A 12,604-nucleotide genomic window follows, 5' to 3' on the forward strand; every position below is an offset into this window, starting at 1 on the left:
CTTAAGAATGAGTCAAACACTCTCTGCATCCATGCTCCTGGCGGTGCCGCTGGCACCGCTGGCGGGTTCCGCGCTCGCGGGTATCTGGGGCACGGCCTTCGGCGGCAACAAGATCGGTCGCGGCGGCAGCCATTCCCTCACGATTTTGGGCGTGCTGATCGCCTTCATCCTGTCGGCCATCACCTTCAACAGCGTGATCTTCGACGGGGCGCGCTTCGACCAGTCCATCTACACCTGGATGGAAATCGGCGGGCTGAAGATGGAAGTCGGTTTCCTGATCGACAGCATCACGGCCATGATGATGTGCGTGGTGACCTTCGTGTCGCTGATGGTGCACATCTACACCATCGGCTACATGCAGGAAGATGACGGCTACAACCGTTTCTTCTCCTACATCTCGCTGTTCACCTTCTCCATGTTGATGCTCGTCATGAGCAACAACCTGCTGCAGCTGTTCTTCGGCTGGGAAGCCGTGGGCCTGGTGTCGTACCTGCTGATCGGCTTCTACTACAACAAGCCCTCGGCCATCTTCGCCAACATGAAGGCCTTCCTGGTCAACCGCGTGGGCGACTTCGGTTTCATCCTCGGCATCGGCCTGATCGCTGCCTACACGGGCACCATGAACTACGGCGAGATCTTCGCCAAGCTGCCCGAGATCCAGAACACCCTGCTGCCGGGCACCGGCTGGCTGCTGGTGACGGTGACGGCCATCTGCCTGTTCATCGGCGCCATGGGCAAGTCGGCCCAGTTCCCGCTGCATGCCTGGCTGCCCGATTCGATGGAAGGCCCGACCCCCATCTCGGCACTGATCCACGCCGCCACCATGGTGACGGCCGGCATCTTCATGGTCTCGCGCATGTCGCCGCTGTACGAGCTGTCGGACACCGCGCTGAGCTTCATCCTGGTGATCGGCTCCATCACGGCGCTGTTCATGGGCGTGCTGGGCATCATCCAGAACGACATCAAGCGCGTGATCGCGTACTCCACGCTGTCGCAGCTGGGCTACATGACCGTGGCCCTGGGCGCCTCGGCCTACTCGGTGGCCGTGTTCCACCTGATGACCCACGCCTTCTTCAAGGCCCTGCTGTTCCTTGGCGCCGGCTCGGTGATCATGGGCATGCACCACAACCAGGACATCCGCTGGATGGGCGGCGTGCGCAAGTACATGCCCATCACCTGGATCACGTTCCTGCTGGGCAACCTGGCGCTGATCGGCACGCCGTTCTTCTCGGGCTTCTACTCGAAGGACGCCATCATCGAGGCCGTGCACGCCACCAACCTGCCGGGTGCTGGCTTCGCCAACTTCGCGGTGCTGGCCGGCGTGTTCATCACGGCCTTCTACTCCTTCCGCCTGTACTTCATCGTCTTCCACGGCAAGGAGCGCTACGACCAGAATCCCGATGCGCACCACCATGGCCACGATGACCACCACGCCCATGACGACCACCACGGCCATGGCCACGATGCCAAGCCGCATGAGTCGCCGCTGGTCGTGACCGGCCCACTGATGCTGCTGGCCATCCCCTCGGTGGTGATCGGTGCCCTGGCACTGATGCCCATGCTGTTCGGTGATTTCTTCAAGGGCGTGATCCACGTCGATGGCAGCAAGCACGGCGCCATGGCCGAGCTGGCCGAGAAGATCCACGGCTGGGTGCCCATGGCGCTGCACGGCTTCACGGCCGCGCCGTTCTGGCTGGCACTGGCAGGCGTCGTCGTCTCCTACCTGTTCTACATGGTCAAGCCCGAAGTGCCTGCCGCCATCAAGTCGTCCATGCAGAAGATCGGTGTCTACCAGGCACTGGAAGGCAAGTACGGCGTGGACTGGGTCTACGAGAACATCTTCGCCCGCGGCGCACGCGCCTTCGGCAGCTTCTTCTGGAAGGTTGGCGACCAGGCCATCATCGATGGCGGCATCGTCAACGGCTCGTGGAAGCTCATCGGCCGCATCGGCCAGTGGGTGCGCAAGCTGCAGTCGGGCTATCTCTATCACTACGCGTTGGTCATGCTGCTGGGCGTGTTCGCTCTCATGACGTATTTCGTGTGGCTCAACAAGTAGTAGGGGAAGAACAAAAATGCATTGGTTGAGTCTTTCAATCTGGGTGCCGATCGCCTTCGGCGCTCTCCTGCTGGCCCTGGGCCGCGAGGATCAGGTCAAGGCAGTGCGCTGGCTGGCCCTGGTCGGCGCGCTGGCAGGCCTGGCAGTCACGCTGCCGCTGATACAGCAGTTCGACAACAGCACGGCTGCCATGCAGTTCGTGGAGAAGGCGCTGTGGATCGAGCGCTTCAACATCCACTACCACCTGGGCGTGGATGGCATCTCGTTCTGGTTCGTGCCGCTGACCGCCTTCATCACCGTGATCGTCGTGATCGCGTCGTGGGAGAACATCACCGAGCGCGTGAACCAGTACATGGGCGCCTTCCTGATCCTGTCCGGCCTGATGGTCGGCGTGTTCAGCGCGCTGGACGGCCTGCTGTTCTACGTGTTCTTCGAGGCCACGCTGATCCCGATGTACCTGATCATCGGCATCTGGGGCGGTCCCAACCGCATCTATGCGGCCTTCAAGTTCTTCCTGTACACGCTGATGGGTTCGCTGCTGACCCTGGTCGCCGTGATCTACCTGTACACCCAGTCGGGTGGCAGCTTCGAGATCCTCGACTGGCACAAGCTGCCGCTGTCCATGACGGCCCAGACGCTGATCTTCTTCGCCTTCTTCGCGGCCTTTGCCGTGAAGGTGCCGATGTGGCCGGTCCACACCTGGCTGCCCGACGTGCACGTGGAAGCGCCCACCGGCGGCTCCGCCGTGCTGGCCGCCATCATGCTGAAGCTGGGCGCCTACGGTTTCCTGCGCTTTTCCATGCCCATCGCACCCGATGCCTCGCACAAGTGGGCATGGCTGATCATCGCCCTGTCGCTGATCGCCGTGATCTACGTGGGCGTGGTCGCCCTGGTGCAAAAGGACATGAAGAAGCTGGTGGCCTACTCGTCCGTGGCCCACATGGGCTTCGTGACCCTGGGCTTCTTCATCTTCAATCCGCTGGGCATTGCCGGCGGCATCGTGCAGATGATTGCCCACGGCTTCGTGTCGGGCGCCATGTTCCTGTGCATCGGCGTGCTCTACGACCGCGTGCACTCGCGTGAAATCGCTTCCTACGGCGGCGTGGTCAACACCATGCCCAAGTTCGCGGCCTTCGCGCTGCTGTTCGCCATGGCCAACTGCGGCCTGCCCGCGACGGCCGGCTTCGTCGGCGAGTGGATGGTGATCCTGGGCGCCGTGCAATACAACTTCTGGATCGGCCTGGGCGCTGCCACGGCGCTGATCTTCGGCGCGGCCTACACGCTGTGGATGTACAAGCGCGTCTACCTGGGTCCTGTCACCAATGACAATGTGCGCGGCCTGACCGACATCGGCAACCGCGAGTTCCTGGTGCTGGGTCTGCTGGCCATCGCAGTGCTGTACATGGGCCTGTATCCCAAGCCCTTCACTGACGTGATGGATGTGTCCGTGGCCGAGCTGCTCAAGCATGTGGCCATGAGCAAGCTGCAGTGACCAGACTGAAACGAGAGAATCGAGATGATTGACAACATCAGCTGGCTGGCCATCTATCCGGAGATCCTTCTCCTGGTCATGGCCTGCGTGATCGCCCTGGTGGACCTGGGCGTCAAAAGCCCGCGCCGCACGGGCACCTATGTTCTGACACTGCTGACCCTGGGCGTGGTGGCCGTGCTGCAAGGCATGTATGCCTCCAGTGGCAACACGTTCTATGGCTGGGGCAACATGGTCGTCTCCGACGCCATGGGCAACTGGCTCAAGTGTTTCGCCACCGTGGCCATGATGGTCACCCTGGTCTACGGCCGACCCTATGCCGCCGACCGCGACATGCTGCGCGGCGGCGAGCTCTTCACGTTGGCCATGCTCGCGCTGCTGGGCATGTTCATCATGATCTCGGGCAACAACTTCCTGGTCATCTACCTGGGCCTGGAGCTGTTGACGCTGTCCAGCTACGCCCTGGTGGCGCTGCGCCGCGACCACACGGCTTCGGTCGAGGCCGCGATGAAGTACTTCGTGCTTGGCGCCATGGCCAGCGGCTTCCTGCTGTACGGCATGTCCATGCTCTACGGCGCGACCGGTTCGCTGGACATCGGCCAGGTGTTCAAGGCCATCAACTCGGGCGAAATCAAGCACCAGGTGCTGGTGTTCGGCCTGGTCTTCGTGGTCTCCGGCCTGGCCTTCAAGCTGGGCGTGGTTCCCTTCCACATGTGGGTCCCCGACGTGTACCAGGGCGCTCCCACGGCCATCACCACCATGATCGGTGGCGCGCCCAAGCTGGCGGCCTTCGCCATCGTCATCCGCCTGCTGGTGGACGGCCTGCTGCCGCTGGCCATCGACTGGCAGCAGATGCTGGCCGTGCTTGCCATTGCCTCTCTGCTGATCGGCAACCTGGCCGGCCTGCAGCAGACCAACCTCAAGCGCATGCTGGCCTACTCGACCATCTCGCAGATGGGCTTCGTGCTGCTGGGCCTGATGTCGGGTGTGGTCGACGGCAAGGTCGATCCGGCCACCGTCGAGAACGCCTACAGCTCGGCCATGTTCTACGTGGTGACCTATGTGCTGACCACGCTGGCCGCCTTCGGCGTGATCCAGCTGCTGGCCCGCGAAGGCTTCGAGAGCGAAGAGGTCGCCGACTTTGCCGGCCTGAACCAGCGTAGCCCGCTGTATGCCGGCGTGATGGCGATCTGCCTGTTCTCCATGGCCGGCATTCCGCCCCTGGTCGGCTTCTACGCCAAGCTGTCGGTGCTGCAGGCGCTGGTGGCTTCGGGCCACAGCCTGTACATCGCCCTGGCCGTGTTCGCCGTGGTCATGTCGCTGATCGGCGCCTTCTACTACCTGCGCGTCGTCAAGGTCATGTACTTCGATGAGCCCATCACCGCCACCAGCGTTTCCGCTTCGCTGGACGTGCGCGTGGTGCTGACCCTCAATGGCGCCCTGGTGCTGGGTCTGGGCATCCTGCCCGGCGGCCTGATGGCCCTGTGCGCCGACGCCGTCGTGCGCGCCCTGGCTTCCTGATCCACTTTCCCTGTGCAGGGCCTTGCGCGCAAGGCCCTGCGGTGAGGACATCGGCTTGTCGCAAACCGCTTCGATCTGGCTCGTGATATTGGCTGCCCTTGTGGCAGCCAATTTGCCTTTCTTCAACCCCCGCTGGCTGCAGCTGGGGCCGCTGCGCACCCAGCGCAAGCCGCTGGCCCTGTGCCTGCTGGAGATGGTGCTGCTGTACTTCATCGTCGGCGGCGTGGCGCTGCTGCTGGAGCGCCGCGTGGGGCAGATTGCACCCCAGGGCTGGGAGTTCTATGCCATCACGGGGGCGTTGTTCCTGACACTGGCATTCCCGGGTTTCGTCTATCGTTTCCTGATTCACCGCCGCGGCTGAGGCCGCGGTGCCGGTTGCTTCATGGATGAGGGTGCGCGATGAAAGTGCTCGACCTCCATTGCCCGCAGGGCCACCTCTTCGAGGGCTGGTTCGCCTCGGAAGAGGATTTCCAGAGCCAGCTGCAGCGCCAGCTGGTGCTGTGCCCCGTCTGCGGCCACAGCGACATCACCAAGCGCCTGAGCGCCCCCCGCATCAATCTTGGCGCCAAGCCTGCAAGCTTGCCCCCGGCGGCGGCGGCAGAGCCTGCTGCAGCCGCCTCGGCCGCCAGCGCGGCAGCCGCTGCTTCAACGGCCATGCCGCCCCAGGCGCGTGAGCAATTGCAGGCCATGCAGGCCGCCTGGCTGCAGTGGTCGCGCAAGGTCGCGCAGCAGACCGAGGACGTGGGCGAACGCTTTGCCGATGAAGCCCGCCGCATGCACTACGGCGAGACCGAAGAGCGCGCCATCCGCGGCAAGGCGAGTCCCGAGCAGGCCATGCAATTGCTGGACGAAGGCATTGCCGTGGTTCCATTGGCCTTGCCGCAAGGCAGCAAGGAAACGCTGCAGTAACTTGCTCCGGGCACATGCTGTCTTGGCGGCGACAATTGCGCTCATGGCGATCGATCGCCAATTCCCATGCCAGGCAATCACCTGGTGCTATTAATTGAATAGCGCTTTGAGTCGCTTTGTCGCCATTCAAATGATGGGGCGACAAACCCAAGCATATCCGCGGCTTTTCGCATAGTGACTGAGCAGGCCACAGGGAGATTGCCCACCTGGGTGTTTCCCGTAAGGCAGCAGACATTGGTCGCTGTCTGCCAAGCCGCAAAAAGGGTAGTTTGCTATCTCTTTGGAAGCGCTCTGGCCTTCCGCGTGGGCGTCGCCGGGCCGAGGTGATGGAGAACCCTAGGGCCCGCCTGCAGCCGCGGCGCCTTGCAGCCCCGTGACTGCTTGATTATTTCAAGTGTGAGTGGTTGCTTCTTGTTTTTGCGGCGACTCGTCTTGATGCGCCATGCTGCAGTGCGGGGCAGGGCCTGTGCTTAGGAGCACCTACGTAGGCGTTTTCCCGCTGCGGTGCACAACGTCGGCAAGCCTACGATGCGTCCGACCCTGCACAACGCCCACCAGAGCCTCTGGCGACGCGTTGGCGGCTGGCAGCATCAACGGAGCAGGCGAAGCGCACATGAGCGACGTTATTCTCGAAACCCGGAACCTGACCAAAGAGTTCAAGGGATTTACGGCGGTGAGCAAGGTGGACCTTTCGGTGCGCCGCGGCTCCATCCATGCCTTGATCGGCCCCAATGGCGCAGGCAAGACCACCTGCTTCAATCTGCTGACCAAGTTCCTGGAGCCCACCTCCGGCACCATCCGTTTCAACGGCGAGGACATCACGCAGGAGGCGCCGGCGCAGATCGCGCGCCGTGGCGTGATCCGGTCCTTCCAGATCTCGGCCGTCTTCCCGCATTGCACGCTGCTGGAGAACGTGCGTATCGGCCTGCAGCGCAAGCTGGGCACCGAGTTCCATTTCTGGCGCAGCGAAAAAAGCCTGTCCATGCTCAATGACCGCGCCATGCAGCTGCTGTCCGAAGTCGGCCTGCAGGACCTGGCCGACGAGGTCACCGTCAACCTGCCCTATGGCCGCAAGCGCGCGCTGGAGATCGCCACCACGCTGGCCATGGAGCCCGAGCTGATGCTGCTGGACGAGCCCACCCAGGGCATGGGCCACGAAGACGTGGACCGCGTGACCCAGCTGATCAAGAAGGTCTCGGCAGGCCGCACGATTCTCATGGTGGAGCACAACATGAAGGTGATCTCCACCATCGCCGACCGCATCACGGTGCTGCAGCGCGGCGCCGTGCTGGCCGAGGGGCCATACGAGGAAGTTTCGCGCAACCCGCAAGTGATGGAAGCGTATATGGGCACCACCGACGGCCAGTTGCAGGGGGCGCATTGAGATGACTGCACCGGCATTGGAAATCAAGGGCCTGCAGGCCTGGTATGGCGAATCCCATGTGCTGCACGGCATGGACCTGGTGGTCCAGCCCGGCGAGGTGGTCACGCTGCTGGGGCGCAACGGCGCGGGCCGCACGTCCACGCTGCGCGCCATCATGGGGCTGACGGGCGCACGCAAGGGCTCGATCAGGATCAATGGCGTGGAGGCCATCCACCTGCCCACGCACCGCATTGCCCACCTGGGCGTGGGCTACTGCCCGGAAGAGCGCGGCATCTTCTCCAGCCTCTCGTGCGAGGAGAACCTGATGCTGCCGCCGCCGCTCAAGACCGGCCAGCAGGGCATGAGCGTGGACGAGATCTACGCCATGTTCCCCAACCTGGCCGAGCGCCGCCACAGCCAGGGCACGCGCCTGTCGGGCGGCGAGCAGCAGATGCTGGCGGTGGCGCGCATTTTGCGTACCGGCGCGCGGCTGCTGCTGCTCGACGAGATCTCCGAAGGCCTGGCCCCCGTCATCGTGCAGGCGCTGGCCCGCATGATCACCATGCTGCGCACCAAGGGCTACACCGTGGTGATGGTGGAGCAGAACTTCCACTTCGCGGCGCCGCTGGCCGACCGCTTCTACGTGGTCGAGCACGGCCATGTGGTCGAGCGTTTCGGCGCGGCCGAGCTGCAGGCCAAGATGCCCGTGCTCAACGAACTGCTCGGAGTCTGACCCGGATATCCATCGTGGCTGGCGCCTGGGGCTCGCCGGCTGCATTCCTGCCATGGCCCTGTGACAAAAAACCCAAGACATCAACGCGAAGGAGACACCAATGAAAGCAAAACTGACCGCACTGTCGTGCATGCTGGCCGCCGCCGGCCTGGCCAGCCCGCTTGCCATGGCACAGGAGAAGGTGAAGATCGGCTTCGTGACCGACATGTCCAGCCTCTATGCGGACGTGGAAGGCAAGAATGCCGTCACCGCCATGCAGATGGCCATCGATGACTTCGGCGGCAAGGTGCTGGGCCAGCCCATCGAGCTGCTGAGCGCCGACCACCAGAACAAGGCCGACATCGCCGCCTCCAAGGTGCGCGAGTGGGTGGACACGCAGGGTATCTCGCTGGTGTTCAGCGGCACCAACTCCGGAACGGCCCTGGCGGTGTCGCAGGTGGCCAATGAGAAAAAGCGCGTGCACTTCAACAGCGGCGCAGGCTCGTCGGCGCTGACCAACGAGCAGTGCAATCCCTACACCGTGCACTACGCCTATGACACCGTGGCCCTGGCCAAGGGCACGGGCACGGCCGTGGTGGAGCGCGGCGGCAAGGACTGGTTCTTCCTGACGGCAGACTACGCCTTCGGCCACGCGCTGGAGAACGACACCACGGCGGTGATCAAGGCCAAGGGCGGCAAGGTGGTGGGCGGCGTCAAGCATCCGCTCAATGCCTCGGACTTCTCGTCCTTCCTGCTGCAGGCGCAGGCCTCCAAGGCCCAGATCCTGGGCCTGGCCAATGCCGGTGGCGACACCATCAACGCCATCAAGGCGGCCAAGGAATTCGGCATCAACAAGAGCATGAAGACCGTGGGCCTGCTGGTGTTCCTGACCGACATCCACAGCCTGGGCCTGAAGAACACCGAAGGCATGCAGTTCACCACCAGCTGGTACTGGGACCAGAACGACGCGGCGCGCAAGTTCGCCGAGCGCTTCTTTGCCAAGACCAAGCGCATGCCCACCTCCATCCAGGCCGCCGACTACTCGGCCGTGACCAGCTACCTCAAGGCCGTGCAGGCCGTGAAGTCCACGGATGCCGACAAGGTCATGGCCCATCTCAAGAGCACGCCCATCGACGACTTCTACGGCAAGGGCTCGATCCGTCCCGACGGCACCTTTGCCCACGACATGTACCTGGTCGAGGTCAAGAAGCCCGCCGAGTCCAAGAAGCCCTGGGACTACCTGAAGGTCGTGGCCACGCTGCCCGCCGACCAGGTCTGGACCACCAAGGCCGAGACCAAGTGCGCGCTGTGGAAGTAACGCCGCGCCGCCACTGACCCCCAACCGCCACCCGGCCAACCACGACAGCTGCATCCCATGGAAATCTTTGGTGTTTCCCTGCCAGGCCTGATGAGCCAGCTCCTTCTGGGGCTGGTCAACGGCTCGTTCTACGCCATCCTCAGCCTGGGGCTGGCGGTGATCTTCGGCCTGCTCAATGTGATCAACTTCGCCCACGGCGCGTTGTTCATGCTGGGCGCCATGGTCACCTGGATGGCCATGAGCTACTTCAACATCAACTACTGGGTGATGCTGGTGCTGTCGCCGCTGCTGGTGGGCCTGCTGGGGGTGCTGATCGAGCGCTTCCTGTTGCGCTGGATCTACAAGCTCGACCATCTCTACGGCCTGCTGCTGACGCTGGGCCTGTCGCTGCTGATCGAGGGCCTGTTCCGCTCGGTCTACGGCGTCTCGGGGCTGGGCTATGACACGCCCGAGCTGCTGGAGGGCGCGACCAACCTGGGCTTCATGATCCTGCCCAACTACCGCGCATGGGTGGTGCTGGCCTCCATCGTGGTCTGCGTGGCCACCTGGTTCATGATCGAGAAGACGCGCATTGGCGCCTACCTGCGGGCCGGCACCGAGAACCCGCGCCTGGTCGAGGCCTTCGGCGTCAATGTCCCCGTGATGATCACGCTGACCTATGCCTTCGGCGCGGCCCTGGCCGCCTTTGCCGGCGTGCTGGCGGCGCCCGTCTACCAGGTCACGCCGCTGATGGGGCAGAACCTCATCATCGTGGTCTTCGCCGTGGTGGTGATCGGAGGCATGGGCTCCATCATGGGCTCCATCCTCACCGGCCTGGGCCTGGGGGTGATCGAGGGCCTGACCAAGGTCTTCTGGCCCGAGGCATCGTCCACCGTGGTGTTCTTCATCATGGTCATCGTTTTGCTCATCCGCCCCGCCGGCCTGTTCGGCAAAGAGAAATAACAAGAACGAGGACAAGGGGCCGACCACATGAAATCCAAGACTCTCGTTCAACGCATTGCCCCCTGGGGCTATGGCCTGCTGCTGCTGGGCCTGCTGGCGGCGCCCCTGCTGGGCGCGTATCCGGTGTTCGTGATGAAGCTCATGTGCTTCGCACTGTTCGCCTCGGCCTTCAACCTGCTGCTGGGCTACACGGGCCTGCTGTCCTTCGGCCACGCGGCCTTCCTGGGCGGCGCGGCCTATGTGACGGGCTACGCTATCAAGGGCTGGGGCTTCACGCCCGAGCTGGCCATGCTGGCCGGCACGGCCGGCGGTGCGCTGCTGGGGCTGATCTTCGGCTGGCTGGCCATCCGCCGCCAGGGCATTTACTTCTCGATGATCACGCTGGCGCTGGCCCAGATGCTGTTCTTCGTGTGCCTGCAGGCGCCCTTCACGGGCGGCGAGGACGGGCTGCAGGGCGTGCCGCGCGGCAAGCTGTTCGGCCTCATCGACCTGGCCAGCGACATGACCATGTACTACGTCACGCTGGTCATCGTGGTCCTGGCCTTCCTGCTGATCGTGCGCACCATCCACTCGCCCTTCGGCCAGGTGCTCAAGGCCATCAAGGAGAACGAGCCGCGCGCGACCTCGCTGGGCTATGACGTGGCGCGCTTCAAGCTGCTGGCCTTCGTGATCTCGGCCGCGCTCACGGGCCTGGCCGGTTCGCTCAAGACCGTGGTGCTGGGCTTTGCCACGCTGTCGGATGTGCACTGGACCACCTCCGGCCACGTGATCCTGATGACGCTGATGGGCGGCCTGGGCACGCTGTCCGGCCCCATCCTGGGATCGGCCGTGGTGGTCATGCTGGAGAACAAGATCGGCGAGTTCGGCCTCTTCCTGCAGCGCCTCACGGGCGTGGAGTGGTTCTCCACGCTGGGCGAGTCGGTGACCATCGTCACGGGCCTGATCTTCGTGGTCTGCGTGCTGCTGTTCCGCAAGGGCATCATGGGCGAGCTGATCGTCCGGCTGCAGAAGAAGCGCACCCCCTGAGCGGCTGCGCCGCTTCCCCCTCTCTCGCTGCGCGGGAGGGGGACGACACCCTCGCCGCGAGGCGGCTCTTGCTCGGTGTCCCTTGTTTTAGCCGCGCCAGTTTTGTGGGTTGTGCCCATCATTCGGATTCGATGGGGTGATGCGAAATGCTGCTACATCCGCAGCGGCCGGGCGTAGCCCGTCATCTCCAGGTATCCCTGACCGGCTCGCGCCTCCTGGCCCGGGCCGGTGGGCTTTTGCAGGCTGCACAGGCCCTCCCAGTAGATGGCGCCGGTGGAGGCGCTGCTGTCCAGCTCCTGGTCATCGACCAGGGCGTTCACGGTGAAGCGGCCTGCGGGCGTGTCCACCTGCCATTGCACGGGGTAGCGAGCTCCGCTGGCAGGGCTGCTCCAGTGGCGCAGCGGCGTGAACTGCACTGCATCGTGGGCGAAGACCTGCAGCGTGCCATCCACACCGCGCAGCGAGCCGCCGGCCCACAACGCGCTGCCATCCGCCCGTCGCACGCGAAAGGCCGTGAGCGCGCCGCCGTCGAACAGGTTCATGCCTATCCAGTCCCAGCCCACGGCCTCGGGGTGCAGCAGGGCCTGGCTCCATTCATGGTCCAGCCAGGCGCGGTTGTCGCCGGGCTCGCGTGCGGCTTCTATCGCCATGCGCTGGCCTGCCAGCTCCAGCGTACCGCTCACCTGCAGCTGCGGGCGGCTGTAGTAGTAGCTGGCCTGATCGGGTTCGGGACCCTTGCGCGACAGGCCGGCGCGGCCCTGCAGCAAGGGGGGCAGGTGGGTGTCAAAGCGCAGGTCCAGGGCGAATGTGCTGCTGCGCAGGCGCGTGGTATAGCGCTCGGCAGCGCCTTCATCGGTGCGGGCCAGCGACCAGTCCTGCAGCCGCACGTCGGCATCGGTCTCGCTGGCCTGGGCAATGCCCAAGCCTGCGCGCGCAATGCGCTGGTCGTGGTGCAGGCGGGCGCCCTGCACATCGCACAGCGCCGCGTGGGCAAACAGCAGCTGGCGCGCCGCAAAGGCGGAGCGCAGCTCCTGCGTGGCCTGCACGCGCGACCGGAAGAAGGTGATCTGGAAACCCCAGGCCCGGCCCGCCGCGCGTGCCTGGCCGGTGATGTACCACCACTCGGTGCGCAGCCCGGGGTGGCTGCCGTGGTCGCGCGGGAAGACCAGCGTGCGTGGCGGCAGTGCCTGGGCGGGCAGTCCTGCCGCCCCCAGGCCCAGGCCGGCAGCCAGGCCCAGAAGATGGCGGCGGGGCAGGGGCATCATGGA

General features: G+C 64.6%; 11 protein-coding genes. 10 read left to right on the forward strand and 1 reads right to left on the reverse strand.

Annotated elements, in window-relative coordinates; translation table 11 throughout:
* Positions 1-7 precede the first annotated feature (7 nt).
* The 10 genes from nuoL to PO605_RS12205 all read left to right on the forward strand — a co-directional run bounded on the left by nuoL (position 8) and on the right by PO605_RS12205 (position 11,336).
* Complete coding sequence (nuoL, locus tag PO605_RS12160) at positions 8-2,056, forward strand: NADH-quinone oxidoreductase subunit L (RefSeq protein WP_026062052.1); 2,049 nt, start codon at positions 8-10, stop codon at positions 2,054-2,056.
* 16 nt (positions 2,057-2,072) lie between these two features.
* Positions 2,073-3,548, forward strand: a complete 1,476-nt coding sequence (locus PO605_RS12165) for an NADH-quinone oxidoreductase subunit M (protein ID WP_016451214.1) — start codon at positions 2,073-2,075, stop codon at positions 3,546-3,548.
* A 24-nt stretch (positions 3,549-3,572) separates the two neighbouring features.
* The gene (gene nuoN, locus PO605_RS12170) at positions 3,573-5,066 is read left to right on the forward strand and encodes an NADH-quinone oxidoreductase subunit NuoN (protein ID WP_047469209.1); all 1,494 of its coding nucleotides are present in this window, start codon (positions 3,573-3,575) and stop codon (positions 5,064-5,066) included.
* A gap of 55 nt (positions 5,067-5,121) precedes the next feature.
* Complete coding sequence (locus PO605_RS12175) at positions 5,122-5,427, forward strand: DUF2818 family protein (protein ID WP_016447700.1); 306 nt, start codon at positions 5,122-5,124, stop codon at positions 5,425-5,427.
* A 38-nt stretch (positions 5,428-5,465) separates the two neighbouring features.
* The gene (locus tag PO605_RS12180; RefSeq protein ID WP_034363788.1) at positions 5,466-5,975 is read left to right on the forward strand and encodes a DUF1178 family protein; all 510 of its coding nucleotides are present in this window, start codon (positions 5,466-5,468) and stop codon (positions 5,973-5,975) included.
* 613 nt (positions 5,976-6,588) lie between these two features.
* Positions 6,589-7,359 (forward strand): ABC transporter ATP-binding protein, encoded by a 771-nt coding sequence (locus tag PO605_RS12185; RefSeq protein WP_016447698.1) that lies wholly within the window; start codon positions 6,589-6,591, stop codon positions 7,357-7,359.
* Between the two features lies 1 nt (position 7,360).
* The gene (locus tag PO605_RS12190; protein ID WP_016447697.1) at positions 7,361-8,071 is read left to right on the forward strand and encodes an ABC transporter ATP-binding protein; all 711 of its coding nucleotides are present in this window, start codon (positions 7,361-7,363) and stop codon (positions 8,069-8,071) included.
* Between the two features lie 100 nt (positions 8,072-8,171).
* On the forward strand, positions 8,172-9,368 hold the full coding sequence (locus PO605_RS12195) for an ABC transporter substrate-binding protein (protein WP_016447696.1): 1,197 nt from the start codon (positions 8,172-8,174) through the stop codon (positions 9,366-9,368).
* 57 nt (positions 9,369-9,425) lie between these two features.
* Positions 9,426-10,310 carry a branched-chain amino acid ABC transporter permease gene (locus PO605_RS12200; RefSeq protein ID WP_012206960.1) on the forward strand — a complete coding sequence of 295 codons (885 nt, stop codon included), beginning with the start codon at positions 9,426-9,428 and terminating at the stop codon, positions 10,308-10,310.
* A gap of 27 nt (positions 10,311-10,337) precedes the next feature.
* On the forward strand, positions 10,338-11,336 hold the full coding sequence (locus PO605_RS12205; RefSeq protein ID WP_016447695.1) for a branched-chain amino acid ABC transporter permease: 999 nt from the start codon (positions 10,338-10,340) through the stop codon (positions 11,334-11,336).
* A 152-nt stretch (positions 11,337-11,488) separates the two neighbouring features.
* Here PO605_RS12205 and PO605_RS12210 read toward each other — a convergent pair whose 3' ends face one another.
* Positions 11,489-12,601: a lipocalin-like domain-containing protein gene (locus tag PO605_RS12210; protein WP_047469212.1), complete on the reverse strand. Its 1,113-nt coding sequence runs from the start codon at positions 12,599-12,601 to the stop codon at positions 11,489-11,491.
* Between the last annotated feature and the right edge of the window lie 3 nt (positions 12,602-12,604).

The organism is Delftia sp. DT-2, from assembly GCF_028401915.1.
Taxonomy (GTDB): domain Bacteria; phylum Pseudomonadota; class Gammaproteobacteria; order Burkholderiales; family Burkholderiaceae_C; genus Comamonas; species Comamonas tsuruhatensis.

Bases quoted from the DNA above. Each gene is read 5' to 3' on its own strand.
- PO605_RS12185 (WP_016447698.1), top strand. From the start codon at position 6,589: ATGAGCGACGTTATTCTCGAAACCCGGAACCTGACCAAAGAGTTCAAG.
- PO605_RS12210 (WP_047469212.1), bottom strand. From the start codon at position 12,601: ATGATGCCCCTGCCCCGCCGCCATCTTCTGGGCCTGGCTGCCGGCCTG.
- PO605_RS12205 (WP_016447695.1), top strand. From the start codon at position 10,338: ATGAAATCCAAGACTCTCGTTCAACGCATTGCCCCCTGGGGCTATGGC.
- nuoL (WP_026062052.1), top strand. From the start codon at position 8: ATGAGTCAAACACTCTCTGCATCCATGCTCCTGGCGGTGCCGCTGGCA.
- PO605_RS12190 (WP_016447697.1), top strand. From the start codon at position 7,361: ATGACTGCACCGGCATTGGAAATCAAGGGCCTGCAGGCCTGGTATGGC.
- PO605_RS12165 (WP_016451214.1), top strand. From the start codon at position 2,073: ATGCATTGGTTGAGTCTTTCAATCTGGGTGCCGATCGCCTTCGGCGCT.
- nuoN (WP_047469209.1), top strand. From the start codon at position 3,573: ATGATTGACAACATCAGCTGGCTGGCCATCTATCCGGAGATCCTTCTC.
- PO605_RS12180 (WP_034363788.1), top strand. From the start codon at position 5,466: ATGAAAGTGCTCGACCTCCATTGCCCGCAGGGCCACCTCTTCGAGGGC.
- PO605_RS12200 (WP_012206960.1), top strand. From the start codon at position 9,426: ATGGAAATCTTTGGTGTTTCCCTGCCAGGCCTGATGAGCCAGCTCCTT.
- PO605_RS12195 (WP_016447696.1), top strand. From the start codon at position 8,172: ATGAAAGCAAAACTGACCGCACTGTCGTGCATGCTGGCCGCCGCCGGC.